Origin of the sequence: Streptomyces sp. NPDC001544, from assembly GCF_042894285.1 — a bacterium.
Classification (GTDB): Bacteria; Actinomycetota; Actinomycetes; order Streptomycetales; family Streptomycetaceae; genus Streptomyces.
In genome coordinates, this window is record NZ_JBIAVN010000003.1 from 130,203 (window position 1) to 149,291 (window position 19,089).

At 70.4% G+C, this 19,089-nt stretch carries 15 protein-coding genes; 9 read left to right on the forward strand and 6 right to left on the reverse strand.

From position 1 onward, the window contains the following. The first annotated feature begins 57 nt into the window (after nt 1–57). The 3 genes from ACFY0F_RS10530 to groL all read left to right on the forward strand — a co-directional run bounded on the left by ACFY0F_RS10530 (nt 58) and on the right by groL (nt 3,411). A complete protein-coding gene (locus ACFY0F_RS10530) occupies nt 58–1,083 on the forward strand; it encodes a polysaccharide deacetylase family protein (RefSeq protein WP_388791612.1) in 1,026 nt (341 codons plus the stop codon). Nucleotides 1,084–1,342: 259 nt separating this feature from the next. Further along, complete coding sequence (gene groES / locus ACFY0F_RS10535) at nt 1,343–1,651, forward strand: co-chaperone GroES (protein ID WP_029382138.1); 309 nt, start codon at nt 1,343–1,345, stop codon at nt 1,649–1,651. Between the two features lie 134 nt (nt 1,652–1,785). After that, nucleotides 1,786–3,411: a chaperonin GroEL gene (groL, locus tag ACFY0F_RS10540; RefSeq protein ID WP_388791614.1), complete on the forward strand. Its 1,626-nt coding sequence runs from the start codon at nt 1,786–1,788 to the stop codon at nt 3,409–3,411. A gap of 314 nt (nt 3,412–3,725) precedes the next feature. On the opposite strand, the gene ACFY0F_RS10545 is transcribed toward groL, so the two are convergent. Further along, nucleotides 3,726–4,352 carry a hypothetical protein gene (locus ACFY0F_RS10545; protein ID WP_388791616.1) on the reverse strand — a complete coding sequence of 209 codons (627 nt, stop codon included), beginning with the start codon at nt 4,350–4,352 and terminating at the stop codon, nt 3,726–3,728. Nucleotides 4,353–4,531: 179 nt separating this feature from the next. On the opposite strand from ACFY0F_RS10545, the gene ACFY0F_RS10550 reads away from it, so the two are divergent. Next, nucleotides 4,532–7,168: a hypothetical protein gene (locus ACFY0F_RS10550; RefSeq protein WP_388791618.1), complete on the forward strand. Its 2,637-nt coding sequence runs from the start codon at nt 4,532–4,534 to the stop codon at nt 7,166–7,168. A 29-nt stretch (nt 7,169–7,197) separates the two neighbouring features. Here the strand turns inward: ACFY0F_RS10550 and ACFY0F_RS10555 are convergent, their stop codons facing one another. Further along, complete coding sequence (locus tag ACFY0F_RS10555; protein WP_388791620.1) at nt 7,198–7,677, reverse strand: DUF3293 domain-containing protein; 480 nt, start codon at nt 7,675–7,677, stop codon at nt 7,198–7,200. Nucleotides 7,678–9,118: 1,441 nt separating this feature from the next. Between ACFY0F_RS10555 and ACFY0F_RS10560 the strand changes: the two genes are divergently transcribed. Further along, nucleotides 9,119–11,068, forward strand: a complete 1,950-nt coding sequence (locus tag ACFY0F_RS10560; protein WP_388791622.1) for a putative dsRNA-binding protein — start codon at nt 9,119–9,121, stop codon at nt 11,066–11,068. Nucleotides 11,069–11,788: 720 nt separating this feature from the next. Here the strand turns inward: ACFY0F_RS10560 and ACFY0F_RS10565 are convergent. The 3 genes from ACFY0F_RS10565 to ACFY0F_RS10575 all read right to left on the reverse strand — a co-directional run bounded on the left by ACFY0F_RS10565 (nt 11,789) and on the right by ACFY0F_RS10575 (nt 14,123). After that, nucleotides 11,789–12,496: an ester cyclase gene (locus ACFY0F_RS10565; protein WP_388791624.1), complete on the reverse strand. Its 708-nt coding sequence runs from the start codon at nt 12,494–12,496 to the stop codon at nt 11,789–11,791. A 76-nt stretch (nt 12,497–12,572) separates the two neighbouring features. Continuing rightward, nucleotides 12,573–13,346 carry an SDR family NAD(P)-dependent oxidoreductase gene (locus ACFY0F_RS10570; protein WP_388791626.1) on the reverse strand — a complete coding sequence of 258 codons (774 nt, stop codon included), beginning with the start codon at nt 13,344–13,346 and terminating at the stop codon, nt 12,573–12,575. Nucleotides 13,347–13,442: 96 nt separating this feature from the next. After that, complete coding sequence (locus ACFY0F_RS10575; RefSeq protein ID WP_388791628.1) at nt 13,443–14,123, reverse strand: MOSC domain-containing protein; 681 nt, start codon at nt 14,121–14,123, stop codon at nt 13,443–13,445. Nucleotides 14,124–14,203: 80 nt separating this feature from the next. On the opposite strand from ACFY0F_RS10575, the gene ACFY0F_RS10580 reads away from it, so the two are divergent. Further along, a complete protein-coding gene (locus ACFY0F_RS10580; RefSeq protein WP_388791630.1) occupies nt 14,204–15,100 on the forward strand; it encodes a LysR family transcriptional regulator in 897 nt (298 codons plus the stop codon). Between the two features lie 93 nt (nt 15,101–15,193). Here the strand turns inward: ACFY0F_RS10580 and ACFY0F_RS10585 are convergent, their stop codons facing one another. After that, nucleotides 15,194–15,523, reverse strand: a complete 330-nt coding sequence (locus ACFY0F_RS10585) for a WhiB family transcriptional regulator (protein WP_388791632.1) — start codon at nt 15,521–15,523, stop codon at nt 15,194–15,196. 381 nt (nt 15,524–15,904) lie between these two features. Here ACFY0F_RS10585 and ACFY0F_RS10590 point away from each other — a divergent pair, with 381 nt between their 5' ends. The 3 genes from ACFY0F_RS10590 (at nt 15,905) to guaB (ending at nt 19,062) form a co-directional block, all read left to right on the forward strand. Continuing rightward, nucleotides 15,905–16,516, forward strand: coding sequence for a response regulator transcription factor (locus ACFY0F_RS10590; protein WP_003948568.1), 612 nt, complete (start codon nt 15,905–15,907; stop codon nt 16,514–16,516). Between the two features lie 290 nt (nt 16,517–16,806). Next, the gene (locus ACFY0F_RS10595) at nt 16,807–17,394 is read left to right on the forward strand and encodes a sigma-70 family RNA polymerase sigma factor (protein WP_388791634.1); all 588 of its coding nucleotides are present in this window, start codon (nt 16,807–16,809) and stop codon (nt 17,392–17,394) included. A 165-nt stretch (nt 17,395–17,559) separates the two neighbouring features. Beyond that, entirely contained in the window at nt 17,560–19,062 is a 1,503-nt protein-coding gene (guaB, locus tag ACFY0F_RS10600) for an IMP dehydrogenase (protein ID WP_388791636.1), read from the forward strand. Nucleotides 19,063–19,089 lie beyond the last annotated feature (27 nt).

Sequence of the window (19,089 nt, forward strand, 5' to 3'; positions counted from 1 at the left end):
CCCGCGGCGGCGGTGTCGGGCCGGTTCGGGGCGGGGGCTCTGCCAGGATCCGGCACCATGCGACTAGTAGTACAAAATGACAAAAATGGTGCGCGCGGGAGACGGTTGGCCACGAGGTGGCTGCCCACGAGACGGACGGCCACGAGACGGACGGTCACAAGACGGACGGCCGCGAGGTGGCAGAGCGGCCTGGCCGCGCTCGCCGTGGCAGCCGTCGTCTCGGGCAGTGCCGTCTCCGGCTGTTCGGCGCCGGGCACGGCCCCGCACTCGTCCCCGGACGTCCGGCCCGCCCCCGGTCAGCAACGTCTGCGGGGACCCGCCGAAGCCCTCGACTCCTACGCCTCCCGGCTGCGCACCTCCCACGCCGCCCTGGTCGCCGCCGCCAGCCGCTGGGGTCTGGAAGCGGCCCCGCTCACGCCCCCGGCACCCCCCGCCCACAAGCCGAGGATCACCGCCCGCGACGGATTCGAGGTCGACGGCCAGGAGGAACTGGACCTGCCGCCCGTCTTCACCACGATCCCCACCAAGCAGAAGGTCGTCTTCCTCACCATCGACGACGGCGCCGAGAAGGACCCGGCGTTCCTGCGCATGATGAGCGACCTGAAGGTCCCCTACACCGCGTTCCTCAGCAACTACCTGGTCGAGGACGACTACGGCTACTTCCGCAAGATGCAGGCGGACGGCATCACCCTCAACAACCACACCCTCACCCACCCCTACCTGCCCGGCCTGTCCTACGACGAGCAGCGGGACGAGATCTGCGGCATGCAGCGGATCATGCGCAAGCAGTTCGGCCGGAGTCCGACCGTCTTCCGCCCGCCCTACGGCAACTACAACCGCGACACCCTTCTCGCCGCCAAGTCCTGCGGCATCAAGTACGCGCCCATCTGGGACGAGGAGGTCTACGTCGACCACTGGGAGTACCGGGAGGACGACCAGAGCCTGCACCCCGGCGACATCGTCCTGACCCACTTCCGGGGCCGGGACGACTGGAACGGCACGATGGTCGACGACATGCGCCGGTTCCTGAACAAGGTCACGGCCGAGGGGTACGCGGTGGCCCGTCTGGAGGACTACCTGTGAGGCGGCGGTACGGGCCGGTGAGGCGGCCGGCGCCTGGTGCGGGCCGCCGCCGACGAGGGCGTCCGCGCTGACGCGACGCACGGCAATTGGCACTCCGCTTGACCGAGTGCTAATCGCAGTCATAGTCTCGGCTCTGGCACTCGACGCAGGAGAGTGCCAACACAGCGACGGGCAGGTCCGGCACCCGCGACGACGGATCGACCTGGTCGCCACCTCAGACAGTTAACCCCGTGAGATCTCCGAAGGGGGAGGTCGGATCGTGACGACCGCCAGCTCCAAGGTTGCCATCAAGCCGCTCGAGGACCGCATTGTGGTCCAGCCGCTGGACGCCGAGCAGACCACGGCCTCTGGCCTGGTCATCCCGGACACCGCCAAGGAGAAGCCCCAGGAGGGCGTCGTCCTGGCCGTGGGCCCGGGCCGCATCGAGGACGGCAAGCGCGTCGAACTCGACGTCAAGGTCGGCGACGTCGTGCTCTACAGCAAGTACGGCGGCACCGAGGTGAAGTACAACAACGAGGAGTACCTCGTTCTCTCGGCCCGCGACGTGCTCGCGATCGTCGAGAAGTAATCGCCTCGAGCTTTTCCGCTTCGAGCTGCGCCCCCGGCCCCCGCGACCGTTAACAAGCCGGGCGCCGGGGGCGCAGTTCGTTTCACCGACCGTATTTTTCAGCACCCTAGATTTCCCGAGAGGGCTACGCTCCCATGGCGAAGATCCTGAAGTTCGACGAGGACGCCCGTCGCGCCCTCGAGCGCGGCGTCAACAAGCTCGCCGACACGGTCAAGGTGACGATCGGCCCCAAGGGCCGCAACGTCGTCATCGACAAGAAGTTCGGCGCCCCGACCATCACCAACGACGGTGTCACCATCGCCCGTGAGGTCGAGATCGAGGACCCGTACGAGAACCTCGGCGCCCAGCTGGTGAAGGAGGTGGCGACCAAGACCAACGACATCGCGGGTGACGGTACGACCACCGCCACCGTGCTGGCCCAGGCGCTCGTGCGCGAGGGCCTGAAGAACGTCGCCGCCGGCGCCTCCCCGGCCGCCCTGAAGAAGGGCATCGACGCCGCGGTCAAGGCCGTCTCGGACGACCTGCTCGCCTCCGCCCGGCCGATCGACGAGAAGTCCGACATCGCCGCCGTCGCCGCGCTGTCCGCCCAGGACCAGCAGGTCGGCGAGCTCATCGCCGAGGCGATGGACAAGGTCGGCAAGGACGGTGTCATCACCGTCGAGGAGTCCAACACCTTCGGTCTGGAGCTGGACTTCACCGAGGGCATGGCCTTCGACAAGGGCTACCTGTCGCCGTACTTCGTGACGGACCAGGAGCGCATGGAGGCCGTCCTCGACGACCCGTACATCCTGATCCACCAGGGCAAGATCTCCGCCATCGCGGACATGCTCCCGCTCCTGGAGAAGGTCATCCAGGCCGGCGCCTCGAAGCCCCTGCTGATCATCGCCGAGGACGTCGACGGCGAGGCCCTGTCGACCCTGGTCGTCAACAAGATCCGCGGCACCTTCAACGCCGTCGCCGTCAAGGCCCCCGGCTTCGGTGACCGCCGCAAGGCCATGCTGCAGGACATCGCCGTCCTCACCGGCGGCACCGTCATCTCCGAGGAGGTCGGCCTCAAGCTCGACCAGGTCGGCCTGGACGTGCTCGGCTCCGCCCGCCGCGTCACCGTCACCAAGGACGACACCACGATCGTCGACGGCGCCGGCAAGTCCGAGGACGTCGCGGGCCGCGTCGGCCAGATCAAGGCCGAGATCGAGAACACCGACTCCGACTGGGACCGCGAGAAGCTCCAGGAGCGCCTCGCGAAGCTGGCCGGCGGCGTGTGCGTGATCAAGGTCGGCGCCGCCACCGAGGTGGAGCTGAAGGAGAAGAAGCACCGTCTGGAGGACGCCATCTCCGCGACCCGCGCCGCGGTCGAGGAGGGCATCGTCTCCGGTGGTGGCTCCGCGCTGGTCCACGCCGTCAAGGTCCTCGAGGGCAACCTCGACAAGTCCGGCGACGAGGCCACCGGTGTCGCGGTCGTCCGCCGCGCCGCCGTCGAGCCGCTGCGCTGGATCGCGGAGAACGCCGGCCTCGAGGGCTACGTCATCGTCTCCAAGGTCGCCGAGCTCGACAAGGGCAACGGCTACAACGCCGCCACCGGCGAGTACGGCGACCTGGTCAAGGCCGGCGTCATCGACCCGGTCAAGGTCACCCGCTCCGCCCTGGAGAACGCCGCCTCCATCGCCTCCCTCCTGCTCACGACCGAGACCCTGGTCGTCGAGAAGAAGGAAGAGGAAGAGCCGGCCGCCGCGGGCCACGGCCACGGCCACGCCCACTGACGCACCGTCGGTAGGACCCGAGGCCTTCGGGCCGCGAGCGAGGCCCGGCACCCCGGAAGGGGTGCCGGGCCTTCGCCGTGCCGACTCGCCGAAGGCGTTGCAGGACGTAAGCGTCATGCCGAGGAAGGTGACGGTCATGCCGAGTCGGTCGCTGATCCTGCCGTCCGGCGTGCGTCCGGGCTCGGCGCGGGCGCGGTACTGCTCGGGGTGCTCGTCACCGTCCACCGACAGGTCCATGGTGACCGGGCCTGTGGTCGGGAGGCGCAACTGCACGAGCTGATCAAGCTTGTCCCCCCTGAAGTCACGGCGCTGGCTCAGCCCGAGTACCACAGCAGGGCCGCCGGGCCGGTCGGCCGGACCTCCCGCCGGGTGAAGCCGGTGGCCGCACAGAACGCCTTCAGAACCGAGCGGACAGGGCGCCCCGGGCCGGTGTGACGTATTTCGACGGGCCCTGCCGCACCCGCGGCGGCGACCAGGGCGACCTCGTCGCCGGAGGCGAGCCGCAGCAGGAGGACGTCCCACTCGCCGCCGTCGTGCTGGACGGTGTCCCACCAGCCGATCCGCGCGCCGATGTGGGTGCGGTCCACCGCCATCCGGGCGATCGTCCGGGCACCGGAGAACTCCTCCGTGAAGCGGTGCCCGTCCAACCGCAGGTAGGGCGGAGGGGACCACGGGCGAAGGGCGTCCATCCGGGCCAGCACCCGCCGCAGGAAAACCCGGAGATCCTCGCCGCTGTGCTGCTCGGCGATCGGGGAGGCGAGATCCGCGCCGGACTCGACCGCTCGGACAAGCGTCTGGTACTGCTCCTCCGGCTCGAGCCGGAACAGCGGCTGCTTGAGCAGGTACCGGGTGACCCGTTCGACCACGGCGTCGTCGAGGTCCCGTGCGTAGATCAGGGTGTACGCGACCCCGTTCACCACACCCCGCCAGTCTTCGGCCATCCCGCGGCCCTCCCCCTCGGCGCGACCCAGAGGCCCGCATCACCGGGGGCGGATTGTACGTGGCAGCACGGTGGAACGTCCGGGCGTGTGCCCAGGAAAGGGGGTTTTCCGCCGAAGACGTTCCCGGCGGCCCCGAACAGGGCAATCATCATCGAGTCCGACACACGGGGGGTGGGCCGGTGGAGTCTTCGGCAGGCGGACGGGTGCCGGGGACAGGACGGCTGAAGGCGGGTGCCGGGCTCCTGCTGACGCTGCTCTGCCTGGTGCTGCTCTGCTCCGGCCCTGCCCAGGCCGCCGACAGGCCGGCCGGAGCGTCCTCGACCGGGACGATCACCATCGCCGTGGGCTTGGACAGGTCGCGGCAGTTGGTGATGATCAGTGAGACCCGGAGGTACACACTGGCCCCGCACAGCAAGGCCCTGGCCTCCCTGCGGGCGACCGGCATCATCGACGGGGGGACCGGTTACCGCTTGGAAACCGATGTCGGCCCGCGGGTGTACGACGGCTGGTCGAGCCGTCCGACCATGGTGACCCAGGCCTCACCTGACGAACCAGCCCGGGTGGAGGCGCGCTGGGGGTGGCAGTATCAGGCCCTCCGATCCGGCGCGCAGCACCTGTGGCTGTTACTGACTCCGCATCTGTTGCTGCAGAAGCGGGCCCCCGGCTCTCCCACGGCCTGGACGGTGACGGTGAGTGCTCCGCAGTGGCACTTCAGCCGGGTCTTCGGGGCCGTCGAGTCGCAGACACCGAGTACCGTCGCCTGGCGGGTCACCAGCGGTTCGGCGTCTTCCGAAGGGAAAGCCGCGGTCACTCCGTCAGTCATGCTGGACCAATCCGTGCAGGCGAAGCCGCTGTCGCGACGGCACCAGACCCAAGGCGAGATGATCCTCGCCCTCAGCCTCTCCGTCTGCGGCATCGGTGTCGTCGCGGCGTTCGTCGTGTCTGCGCTCGCCGGTGGCGCCGTCCCCCGTAGATGGGCGAGGGGGACACTCCTGCTCGCGGTGGCCGTATGCCCTCTCGCCGTATGGGAAGCACCGGGGCGGAGCGCCGCCGCCTTCGGATTCGACCCCAGGGGGGTCAGCGGCATCCCGCCCGACGCCGTGTGGGAACCGGGTCCCGCACTCGGACTCTGGCTTTGGTACCTCCTCCCCATGGCGGGTTTGTGGTTCAGCCGCAGGCTCGCCGAACACCGACCGCCGTCACCTGTCGTGCTGTTGTCGTGCGGCGCGTCCGTGGTGCTCCCTTACGGGCTCATGGCGGCAGGCGGATGGAGGCCGACGGTTTTCGAAGGGTCCGTGCTGGCGGGATCCGTGCTTCTCGCTCTTGCGGTCACCGGGGCGCTGTGTCTCGCGCGCAGGGGCAGCGCCGCACGCCGGTGGGCGATCGCGACGGGGACACTCGTGGGGGTGGTCCCGCTCCTGCTGCTGCTCAGCGGCTCACCGGTCATGGCAGGGCGTGGGGGGAACCCGCCGACGGACTGGTCCGTCGTGGGGCCCGTCCTGATCCTGACGTGGCCGGCCGCGGCGTGGCTCACATCGCTCCGGGGGCCGGTACTGCGTCGCAGCCCGAAACCTGCGTCCCAGTTGGTCCGCTTCACGCTTCTCTGGGGGATGCTGACCGCGCCGTTCCTGATCGGTTGGGGGAAGGAAGCCTCCAGGACGCTGCCTGCGCTCTGGGAGGACTACCCCACAGCGTTCTTCACCGGGTACAGGGGATACCCCCTCTGCGTCATGACGGTCTGTGGAGTGATCCTTCAGATCGTCTACCTGCGCAGGCGCGGTGCCCCCGGTGACGGAGGCCGGGCGGTGGAGCCGGTCGGCAGGGTGCTGCTGGTCTGCGGGGCGCTCCTGGCCCTGGGCAGCCCCAGCCTGCGCACCCTGACCATGTGGGGGGACTCCCTCGGCGTCACGTGGACGGCGCTGGGCTCCCTGCTGCTGATTCCACCCGGATCGATCCGTACGGCGGCCAAGTTCCGGCGGGTGACCAGGAAGGCACACGCCGGCTTCATGGACAGGTGGGTGCGGACACAACTGCTCTGGGACACCCGGGCCGACTTCCAGCGGGCCGCCCGGTCCTCCCTCGCGGACGACATGGCGATGTCGGCCTTCGCCGACCGCTGGCGTGAACTGGACGTCCCCGGACGATGCGGTGACCCCGCCACCCGGCTGGCCCGCGCGAAGAGGTTCGCGCTCGGATCGAGTGCCGGAGTCGCGCCCCGCGTCGCCGGACCGGCCGGCGCGGCCCTTGCCCAGTTGCTGGCGCTGCCGTGGGCGGCGTACAAGCTGGTGACCGGCAGCGCGGTGGGAGCGGACAGTTCGATGCCCTTCCACCTCGGGGCGATCTCCCAGACGCTCAGGTTCGGCCACTGGGCGCTGTACGGCTTCGTCTTCGGCTACTTCTACGCGCTGCTGCGGGGCCTGACGCCGATCGGCAAGGCGGGCATGCTCCTGCTGGTGGTGCTGCCTGCGGAGATCCTGCCCATGGTGACACTCACCGTCGACTCTCAGTACACCCAGGACCCCTCCTGGACCGACATGGCGGTGGCGTGCGGCGCCTTGGCGGGCCAGACCTTCGTCGTCTGCATGGGACTCGGGCTCTGCTGGGAGTGGTGGCTGGCCCGGGCCGCCGCGATGAAGTGGTCCCAGGTCCGGAACTTCCGTCGGCTGTCGTCGGTCACTGTGCCCGCCGGCACCGTGCTCGTCGCCGCCGCGACCGCGTTCGCCACCGTGGTCGCCGGAACATGGGCCCAGCAGGAACTCGTACCACCGTCCCAGCCGCCGTCCTCGACGGACCGTCCGGGGCAGCCGGCTCCCTGAGACGGGCAGGAAGCCGTCGGTGCTCGGCCTCAGTGCATGCTGGACGCCGCCCATCCGCTGACCGCCGTGGCACCGGTGCCGCACGCCAGGAGGCGCCAGGCGTCGGGCGTCCAGGCGAAGATCGCGTCCTGGCCGAAGCGGTGTCCCAAGTCGCGCGCCGCGTCATCGCTCAGGCCGACGACGGCGACGCTGTCCTCGCGGTGTGTGCCGCGCGCGTCGCCCCCCTCCGCGGACCACGAGGTGAGACCACGGCGGCGGACCTCGTCGAGCAACAGGGACTGGGAACGGGCGTTGTCGTCGGCCGGCGCGGTGCGGCCGAGGGGGTTCCAGGCGGTGACCACATGGATGGTGGCGCTGCCGGCCGGTTCCGGGAAGAGCCCCTCGGCCGTGCCCGAAGGTCGTGGTTCGACCCGGACGGTACGGCCCGGGAACCGGATGTCCACGACCGTGGTCCGGTAGAGATTCCAGTTGCGGGGCGTGACAGCGGCGTCGGTGGCGTGCGCGTGCACAAGGGCCTCCTGTGGAAACGAAGACCCCCTTACACGTCATGCAGGGAGATCGGTGCTCGCCCCCACCGAATAGTGGAGGCATGGCGGGCCGGGTCGGCCAGACCGCAAGGTTTCATGATCGCGGCCCGAAGGCAAGGGGTCGGCGCGATCGGCAGCGGAGGCAGTCCCGGGAGAAGAAAGAAGCGGAACGGCTGGCGAAGAAGGCGGCGCAGACGACGAACGCCCCCGGGACGCCCCTCCGCCGCAGCACGTGACGCACCGGCACACCCGTCCATCCCTGGTGGTGCAGACGGCGCGTTACATAGTGATCCGTCTTGCCGAACCCTCCTCGAACCAGCCCGCGGAGACATACGCTGACCTGGGTATTCCGTCGGTCTGGCCGAAGCAGGGGCAGGTACGGCGGAACGAGGAGGGGAACAGCGGGCAGGGGGTGGCCCGTCCGTGCGACGCGGGGAGCGTGCAGACGCCACCCGTCGGGACGCCGGACGACGCCGAGCTGCCCGGGACTGGGGGGGGACATGAACCGCTGGGTCGGCATCGTGTCGTTGCGGGACACCGCCGCGCCGACGCCCGTACACAGGATCGCGCTCGCCATCGAGGCCGCACGGAAACGGACGTCGTACAACCTGGGCGGACGGCAGGTCTCGTACGAGCGGATGCGTCGTGCGCTGCGCAGGGTGGGCCAGACGTACGCGGCGCGCTCGGAGTGGGACAGATGGTCGTACTGCGTCGACCTGGCCGGTGACTTCTTCGACGGCCGCGCTCCCGCGTTCGAGCTGCCGCGCTGGCTCGCCGGCAAACTACGGGTCGTACTCGACGGAGAGGCCGGCCGGACCGGCAGTCGAACCCGGCCGCACAGTCCGCAGGCCGCGCGTCCCCGGAGCCGCGAGTCCCGTCCGTCTCGACGGACCAAGACAACGCCTGGCGTACCCTCTCGAACGGTATCCGCACGTCCACCCGGCGCCGATCGACGGCCGACGACGGAGCCGCCACGGCCGTACGTGCGGGTGGAGCGGCAGCGCACCGTATGGGACGTCACCCACCCGCCACTGCCCCGACCGCCCGCCTCGCTGACGGGCACGTTCGGGGACGTGGTCCGTGCCGCGATCCGGGACGTCGTGGGCGAGTGGGAGGCCGACGCGGAGGCCACGGCTTGGCTCGGTCTCGCCGCGTCGCACCGCAGCCACCTCTACGAGAGCGGACTGGCCGAGACCGCCGTGACGCCGCATGCCCTGGGAATGCTGGACGCGCTCGGCCGCACCACGCTCGGGGTGATCCTGATCGACGTGTACGTCGGGAAGCAGCAGCCGGACAAGGTGGGAACCCAGTCGAGCGAACACCACCGGCGGTCGACGGCCGCCCGGGTGGCCCTCGGACAGTGGGCGGCCGACCACGGTCTCGTCCGCATGGGGCCGGCGAAGCACAACGGCCCGCGCCCTCGGTGTCGGAGGGTGTCGCCCGGCAGATCCTCGGTGTGCTCAGCCTCGTCGGCGCCCATGACATCGCTCAACGGCTGGTCGAGACCATTTGTACCGGAATCGACCGCCGCGCCGACGACATCGGCGGCTCAGACCACGTCACCGAGGCACAGAACCTCTTTGCCGAGGAAGGCCTCACCTACGACTACGCCGAACAGGGGCCCGACCACAGCAAGACGTACACCGCCACCGCCCGCACCCGCAGCGGGCGGACCGCGCAGGGCACCGGACCGACGAAGAAGGCCGCTCGGGCCGCTGCCGCACGCGCTCTGCTGAGCGGCTATCCGCGGGCACGACGGCAGCAGGACCCGCGGGCCACGGACGCGCGGTTCGCAGCACGTCCACAGCCGTACAGTGCCGCACCCCTGAGGTACCGGGACGCCGTATCCGACCTCGTGGCCATGTTCGAACTCGACGGCCGCCGGGCCGAGGGCCTGCTCGCCCAGGCCCTCACTCACTCGTCGTACGTCTACGAGAACCAGGCCGAGACCACCGCCCACCACCAACGCGACAACCAGCTGCTCGCCCACCACGGCTCCGTCGTGCTCGACCACCTGGCCCGGCACGAGAGAACCCGCCGCACCCTGGCCAAGGGCCTGGTGCCGGACGAGGACGAAGCCCGCATCCACACGCCGGCCAACGAGGACAGCGCCCGCCTTGGCACGGAACTCGCCCTCGCCGAAGGAATACTGACTGGCCGCGGGGAGAGCGGACAACGACCGAGCACGGTTGCCGGCGCCGCGCAGGCGGTCGTCGCCACGGCCTGGCGTACCCACGGACCACGACTGCTGCGCCGCAGACCGGCCGTCCTCGAGGATTGGCTCAGCGGACTCCAGCACCAGCACGACCCGGTGACCGTCATGACCTACCTGATGAGCATGTTCGGAGTGACGCACGTCTTCGAGCACCGTCTCAGCGGCCCGGACCACCTGCAGAGTTACACCTCGACCCTTGTCCTGCGCGACGTGCGGGGCCGTATCCACCGGTGGGCGGTACCGCCCGACGGGCCCTGTTCCAAGACCGACGCGGACAAGGCGACCGCCCAGGACGTCCTGGAGATCCTCGCCGCACTCGCCGACGATCTTGTCGAGGCCCTCACCGAGGCGGAGTCCGAACTGCTGAGGTACCTGCTCCGGGCACAATTCGACGGACTGGGTCCGACGAACGAACGGCAGCGCGCCCGTATGGTCAGCGGCGGCCTGCTCGGCACTGACCTGCTCGCCACCGGAGATCTCGCCGCCTTCCGCGCCTGGGCGGAAGGCGTACGGTCCCTGTTCGGTCCGGACGCGGCGCCGCCGCCTGACACCCTGCACGAGTTGTACCAGCAGGTCGTCCGCGACATCCGGCTCGGCCCCCGCTCCCTGGTGAGCCGGATGGCTGCGGACGAAGGATCCGACCATGCGAGCACGGTCCGCCGGAACGCGGCCGATGCGGTACGGCGGGCGGCCGGGACCGGCCCGTGGGATGCCTCGGCCCGTGACGTGGTGCAGTACTGGTGGCGCGACCAGGCATCGCGGACCGGCGTCACTGTCCGCGACGACATGCGCCGGGGCGTCTCCCTGTCGCTCCCTTCCCAGCTCGGGGCACTGCGCGAAACGCTGGCCTGGTGCGGGGAGGCCGCCGAGGCGGCGGGCACCTCCGTCGATGTCGAACTGACCGTGCAGGACGGCACTCTGCACGCCTGGATCGGTCTGCACGAGGTCGACGTTCGGGCGGCCTGCGACGACTTCGCCCGGTTGCTGTCCCGTGCCCTGCCCTGCACCGACTGCCTCGTCGACGACGACCATGTATTGCTGCGCCTGCACGGCCGGCCCGAGACGCCGGAGGCGTCTCCACTGGCGGCAGCCGGTCTGGATGCCTACTTGTCCGACTGCATCGAGACGAAGGAGCCGACCTCCTGTGGCAGCCCGTAAGTCATTCCGCACTGCTCCCGATCACGGCGACTGGGCGGCTCCCCACCAGCCCGCCGATGTCGCCGATCTCGATCCGGCGACCGCCGACCGGCGCGGCGGGATTCCGAGGCCCCCGATGGTGGACGCCGTGTACCGGGTCGTCGAGACCGAAGGGCCGATCCACCGGCAGGTCCTCCTGAGGCACCTGGGTGAGCTGCTGTACAGGTCCAGGCCGAGCTCGATCAGCGGGTCGGTGAACACGGCGGCGGAGCAACTGCGTGACGAGGGCCGGATAGCCGAGGCAGGGGAATTTCTCGATGTGACAGGGCGGTCGTGCGCACAGGCCCGGTGGCCGCTGCCCGGTCTCACCGCTCGGCCGGTCGAGCAGTGGCACCGGCCGAACGCCAACGCTGCCTGCTCGGACTCGTCGAGGACCGTCCGCGTGGCCTCGGCGCAGAGGATGTTGGCGGAGCAGCCCTCGCGTTCTTTGGCTGGACCACGAGGAACGCGGCGGCTCGGGCCAGGCTCATGGCGGACCTGTACCGGCTCCGCGACAATGGCGCACCGTGCGACCGTCCAGGGTGGGTGCCGCTCCAGCGCTCGCAATGCCCCGGCCACAGCGCGGGCAACGCGGCGCGCGGCCGCGCGCGGCCGACGTGAGAAAGGAGGGGCGCCCGTCGACCGGCCGCCCCTCTGACATGTCACCACACCCCGACGGCGTCAGCCCCGCCGGGCAAGCGACTACCGCTCCAGCGCGTCCAGCGCTCCCAGTTGCTGCATCAGCCCCAGCTGGTCGTGCTGCCACCAGATCTCGGCGATCTTTCCGTTGTCGCCGAAGCGGAACAGTGTCATCCCCGTCATGGTGACCCGCTTGCCGGTGGGCGCGATGCCCAGGAAGTCGGCCTTGTGCGTGGCGTTCCAGGTCCAGCGCGCGCAGACCCGGTCGCCCTGGGCGATCACGTCCTCGACCGTGAACGTGAAGTCGAAGGCACCGCGCCACATGCGGTACTCGCTGCGGGCGGAGTCCAGCCCGATCGTGTCCTGCGGGTTGATCGGATCGTGGCTGTGGACGTCCTCGTCGAGCAGGTCGTTCAGCGGCGGCAGGTCACCCGGGGTCGCGAGCGTCTCCAGGAAGCGGCGCACCATGCCGATGGACAACTGCTCGTCCCGCACCACGTCCAGATCGACGAACGTGGGCATCTCGTCGCACAGGGCGACCATGCCCCGGTAGATCCGGTCGGTCTCCGGGAGGTTCGAGTTCCGCATCGCCTCCTCGTACGACGGGAACTCCACCACCTCGATGATGTGCGACGCGTCCGAACGGTCCTTGCCGACCACCGCGTGCGTCGCGGTCCGCTTCCCCTTGGTCTGCTCGACCCAGTCGTCCATGAGCCGGTTCATCTCGTCCAACCGGCTGGTCCTGCAGTCGATGAGCTGTACGAAGGTCATGACGCCGCCTCCGGCCCCCCTGGTCCGGTTCCGTCACGCCCATTCTCGCACCGGAACGGCGGCGCCACCCCTGACGCTACTGGGGCCCGTACTTGCGCCCGGTCCGCGAGCTGACCCCGCCCAGCAGACCGCGCGGAGCCACCTTCGCCAGCCCCATCAGCGCCTTGTAGCGCGGGTCCGGAATGGACAGCGACTTGCCGCGGGCCAGATCGGCCAGCGCCGCCGCGACCAGCTTGTCCGCGTCCAGCCACATCCAGTTCGGGATGTTGTCCGTCCCCATCCCGGCCCGCTCGTGGAACTCCGTACGCACGAAACCCGGGCACAGCGCCATCAGCCGCACGCCCGTACCGGCCAGGTCCTTGGCGACCCCCTGGGTGAACTGCACGACCCACGCCTTGGAGGCGCCGTACGTGCCGCGCGGCACGAAGGCGGCCACCGAGGCCACGTTGACGACGCCGCCGCGCCCGCGCTCCCGCATCGCCTCCGCCGCCGCCGACGTCAGCCGCAGCACCGCCTCGCAGTGCACCTTGAGCATCCGCAGCTCGTCGGCCATCGACACCTCGAGGTAGCGGCCCTTGTTGCCGAAGCCCGCGTTGTTGACCAGCAGGTCGACCGGGTTGCGGCGGTCGCCCAGGCGGGTGGCCACCGCCTCGATGCCGTCGTCCGTGCCCAGGTCGGCGGTCAGCACCTCCACCTCGATGCCGTGCCGGTCGTGCAGCTCGGTCGCCTGCTCGCGCAGCCGTTTGGTGTCCCGCGCAACCAGGACCAGGTTGTGCCCGTCCGCCGCCAGCCGCCGCGCGAACGCGGCGCCGATGCCCGCGGTCGATCCCGTAATCAGAGCCGTTGTCATGGGCCAAGCGTAGTTACCCGGACCGGCGGCGTTCGCGCAGCGCACAGGCCCCGACGATCGTGAAGAGGAGGTGTGCGGGCCCGTGGTGACCGTGGTTCAGGACGCCGGCCGGCCGCCGTGCTCCGCCACGTACTGCCGGGCCTGCTCCAGCGTCTGCGAGTGCAGCGCGGTGCCCGCCGCGAGCAGGCGCGGCAGCAGTTCCCGCTCCGTCGTCGCCGCGCGGAACTGGAGGGTGGCCGTCACGTCGTGGTCCGGCCGGTGCACGATCTCGACCGCATCGCCCGCCCGTATCTCACCCGGTTCGATCACCCGCAGGTAGGCACCCGTCACGCCCTTCCGGGTGAACCTCTTCACCCAGCCCTGTTCGCCCAGGTGGCCCTGGAACGTGCGGCACGGGATCCGCCCCGAGGTCACCTCGAGGACCACCTCGGAACCGATGCGCCAGCGCTCGCCGATCAGTGCGCCGGAGACGTCCAGACCGGCCGTCGTGAGGTTCTCGCCGAAGCAGCCGTTGGACAGTGACCGGCCCAGTTCCCGTTCCCACACGTCGAGGTCCTCGCGCGCGTACGCATACACCGCCTGGTCGTCGCCGCCGTGGTGGCGCATCTCGCACACCGCGTCCCCGGCGAGCCCGCTGCCGCCCACCCCCTTGGGCCCCGGGGCCGCCACCCGCACCGGTCCGTCCACCGGGCGCTTGTCGATGCCGGTGAGACCCTCCGGCTGGTCGGTGTACGGCACGGCACGCGCGCGGCCCAGATTGACCGAGAGAAGCTTCATGTCCGCACGGTAAGGGGTCGCTCCTCAAAGCGTCGACACATTATGGGGTGCCGTATCCAAGGCGGGCTTATGCTCGAAGGGTGATCGAGGCCCGCCATCTCCGCGTCCTGCGCGCCGTCGCCACCACCGGTTCCTTCTCGGCGGCGGGGCGCGAACTGGGCTGCACCCAGCCCGCCGTCAGCCAGCAGATGAAGGCCCTGGAGTCCTCGGTCGGCACCCCCCTGCTGGTCCGCAGCGGCCGGGAGATGCGGCTGACCCAGGCCGGCGAGGCGCTGGTCCGGCACGCGTCGGGGATCCTGGCCGGGCTCACCGCCGCCGAGGAGGAGGTCGCGGCGATCGCCGGCCTCAGGGCGGGCCGGGTCCGGCTCGTCTCCTTCCCCAGTGGCAGCTCCACCCTGGTCCCCACCGCACTCGCCGCCCTGCGCGCCGCCCATCCCGGCACCCGGGTCTCCCTGGAGGAGGCCGAGCCGCCGAAGTCCGTGGACATGCTCCGCGAGGGCGACTGCGACGTGGCGCTCGCCTTCCGGTACGAGGGGGCCGCGGGCGCCGAGGAGTGGGACGACCTCGTCGTGCGGCCGCTGCTGAAAGACCCCCTGGTCGGTCTCGTACCGGAACGGCACCCGCTCGCGCGCGCCGAGTCGGTCGCCATCGGCGAGCTGGCCGAGGAGCCGTGGATCGCGGGCTGCCCGCGCTGCCGGGGGCAGCTGGTGGAGGTCTGCGAGAGCGCGGGCTTCACACCGCGTATCGACTTCGCCACCGACGACTACCCGGCGGTGGTCGGCCTGGTGGGCGCTGGGCTGGGGGTCGCCGTGCTGCCCCGTCTCGCGATCGAGTCCGTACGGCCCAGGGGCGTGCGCGCCCTCGCACTGAAACCGGCGGTGCGCCGGGAGATCGTCGCCCTCACCCTCCCCGACCTCGCCCAGGTACCGGCGGTGGCGGCCACGCTGGAGCAGCTGGCCCGGGCGGCGCGACGCTGAGGCCTCTCGCGGAAAATCAGGGGCACGCGCGTGGGGGCGTGCCCGTGGGCAGGGATGGTGCTGGAACGCGCAGAAATATGCAGAAACGTTCCTTCAGTTGTCCGGGGCGGTGTCCCCGTGGTTCGACGACGCCGACACCAGCCGGTGCCGTGCCCGCCCCATGAGCTCTTCGCGCTCGTCCTCGGTCAGGCCGCCCCATACGCCGTACGGCTCGCGCACCGCCAGCGCGTGCGCCGCGCACTGGGCGCGTACCGGGCACCTCATGCAGACCTCCTTGGCCGAGTTCTCTCGAGCGCTCCGAGCCGCCCCGCGCTCGCCCTCCGGGTGAAAGAAGAGCGAGCTGTCGACCCCACGGCAGGCAGCCAGGAGCTGCCAGTCCCAAAGGTCCGCGTTCGGTCCGGGAAGGCGGGAGAAATCTGCCATTGCGTGACCCCTTGTAGCCGTTCTGGGCGGATCCGGTGCCAACGACCGTACATCTCCGGTCTAAGGAGATGAAAATATGACTCATTGCGAATCTAGCTCCAGACACCGAAAAACGGTACGAAAAAGGTCTAAACGGGGCATAGGTTGTGATGAAAAGTTGAGGGTCCGCCGGGCATGTCTGCACCGTGTCCGCACCCTCACGTAGAGTGCCGAAGATGGCATGCAGCCCCGTAACTCTTTCGAGTGACCGTCGTTGAGAGTGCGGAGGCGGTTGAAAACACAAGCGCTCGGGCAGGCGTCCGAGACGGTCGACCGCACAGGTGACGATTTCGTACCAGCCTGGAGGCTCAAGGTGACGCGCATCAGCTGCGGAGGGCGGCCATGACATCCGTCCTCGTCTGCGACGACTCCCCGCTTGCCCGAGAGGCGCTGCGCCGCGCGGTCGCGACCGTGCCCGGCGTCGAGCGCGTGACGACCGCGGCCAACGGCGAGGAAGTCCTCCGCCGCTGGGGAGCGGACCGCTCGGACCTGATCCTGATGGACGTACGCATGCCCGGACTGGGCGGCGTCGAGACCGTGCGCCGGCTGCTGTCCGCCGACCCGGGCGCGCGGATCATCATGCTGACCGTGGCCGAGGACCTCGACGGCGTGGCCCTGGCCGTCGCCGCCGGTGCCCGGGGGTACCTGCACAAGGACGCCTCCCGCGCCGAGCTGCGCGCCACGGTGACCCAGGCCCTCGCCGACCCGACCTGGCGTCTGGCGCCGCGTCGGCTGCGCTCCGCCGAGATGGGCGCCGCGCCCACGCTCACCGCGCGTGAGATCCAGGTCCTGGAGGGCATGAGCCACGGCCGCTCCAACGCCGAGATCGGCCGCGAGCTGTTCCTCTCCGAGGACACCGTCAAGACCCACGCCCGGCGCCTGTTCAAGAAGCTCGGCGCCTCGGACCGGGCGCACGCGGTGGCGCTCGGTTTCCGTTGGGGACTGGTCCGGTAGGACGGTGATCCGTAGCGGGGGTGCGGACCACCGCCGTGCCCCCCGCCCGACGCGGCGTGGGCGGGGGACGGGTGGGCCCGAGCCGCGTTCCGCGGCGGCCCCCCGGACGGCCGCTGCTCGTTTCGTCGCGGATGCCGCATCCTTGAGGTGTGGAGTTCCTCGGGGACGAGTCGGTCGAGCGGAAGGGGAGGGCGCAGGGAATGAGTGCCGGCGCACCTGCTCATAACGCTTCGGTGCACAACCACCAGCACGATGCGACGGACCGGACGGCCGCAAGGCACCATGGACCGATGCGCGACGACGAGGCGGGCACGGCTCAGGGGACGATCGGCGGGCTCGTGCATCGCGCCGTCGACGGGGACGAGCAGGCCACGCACGACCTGCTCGCCCATGTCCACCCCCTCGCGCTGCGCTACTGCCGGACCCGGCTGTCCCGGCTCCCGGGCGACGCGCGCCACTTCGTCGAGGATCTCGCCCAGGAGGTCTGCGTCGCCGTCCTGCTCGCCCTGCCGCGCTACCGGGACACCGGCCGCCCCTTCGAGGCCTTCGTCTTCGCCATCGCCTCGCACAAGGTCGCCGACCTGCAGCGCGCCGCGATGCGCCACCCCGGCTCGACGGCCGTCCCCTCGGACGAGATGCCGGAACGCCCCGACGACTCCCTCGGCCCCGAGGAGCGCGCCCTGCTCAGCAGCGACGCCGAGTGGGCCAAGAAACTGCTGGCCAACCTCCCGGAGAACCAGCGCGAGCTGCTGCTGCTGCGCATCGCGGTGGGGTTGACCGCGGAGGAGACCGGTCAGATGTTGGGAATGTCACCCGGAGCGGTACGGGTGGCGCAGCACAGGGCGCTCAGCCGCCTGCGGGCGCTCGCCGAGCAGTGAACCAGGGTGAACCACCCTGCGGAGAGCACCTTCTGTGAACGGGCGCCGTCCCGGTTCCGTACGAACATACGAAGCCCACGGTCCCGCGGAACCGTGGAATGTGACGGCCGAGCTTCCCGTTAGCATGGACATCCGCACCGATCAAGGCCATTTGGGGAAGGTGTCATGACTGCAAACGTCGACGGAGTGCCCGGTAAATTCGCGACACTCGGGCTGACCTACGACGACGTGCTGCTGCTGCCGGGCGCATCCGAGGTGCTCCCGAACGCGGTCGACACCTCGTCCCGGATCTCCCGCAACGTGCGGGTCAACATCCCGCTGCTGTCGGCGGCGATGGACAAGGTCACCGAGTCCCGCATGGCGATCGCGATGGCCCGCCTCGGCGGCGTCGGCGTACTGCACCGCAACCTCTCCATCGAGGACCAGGTCAACCAGGTCGACCTGGTGAAGCGCTCCGAGTCCGGCATGGTGGCCAACCCCATCACCATCCACCCGGAAGCCACCCTCGCCGAGGCCGACGCCCTGTGCGGCAAGTTCCGCATCAGCGGTGTCCCCGTCACCGACCCGGCCGGCAAGCTGCTCGGCATCGTGACCAACCGCGACATGGCCTTCGAGACGGACCGCACCCGCCAGGTCCGCGAGGTCATGACGCCGATGCCGCTGGTCACCGGCAAGGTCGGCATCTCCGGCGTCGACGCCATGGAGCTGCTGCGCCGCCACAAGATCGAAAAGCTTCCGCTGGTCGACGACGCCGGTGTCCTCAAGGGACTCATCACCGTCAAGGACTTCGTCAAGGCCGAGAAGTACCCGAACGCCGCCAAGGACGCCGAGGGCCGGCTGCTCGTCGGTGCCGCGGTCGGCGCCAGCCCCGAGGCGCTGGAGCGCGCCCAGGCGCTCGCCGGGGCCGGGGTGGACTTCCTGGTCGTCGACACCTCGCACGGCCACAACAGCAACGCGCTGAGCTGGATGTCGAAGATCAAGTCGAGTGTGTCCGTCGACGTGATCGGCGGCAACGTCGCCACCCGTGACGGCGCGCAGGCGCTGATCGACGCCGGTGTCGACGGCATCAAGGTGGGCGTGGGCCCCGGTTCCATCTGTACGACCCGTGTCGTCGCCGGCATCGGTGTCCCGCAGGTCACCGCCATCTACGAGGCCTCCCTCGCCGCCCGCCCGGCCGGCATCCCGCTGATCGGCGACGGTGGCCTGCAGTACTCCGGCGACATCGGCAAGGCGCTGGCCGCCGGCGCCGACACGGTGATGCTGGGCTCGCTTCTCGCGGGCTGCGAGGAGTCCCCGGGCGAGCTGCTGTTCATCAACGGCAAGCAGTTCAAGTCGTACCGCGGCATGGGCTCGCTCGGCGCCATGCAGTCGCGCGGCCAGGCGAAGTCGTACTCGAAGGACCGCTACTTCCAGGCGGAGGTCTCCTCCGACGACAAGCTCGTGCCCGAGGGCGTCGAGGGCCAGGTGCCCTACCGCGGTCCGCTCTCCAACGTGCTGCACCAGCTCGTCGGCGGACTGCGCCAGACCATGGGGTACGTGGGCGCCGCCACCATCGGGGAGATGGAGTCCAAGGGCCGCTTCGTGCGCATCACCTCCGCGGGCCTCAAGGAGAGCCACCCGCACGACATCCAGATGACGGTCGAGGCGCCGAACTACAGCAACAAGTAGGCGTCAGGCGTCCGAGGGCGGCTCCGG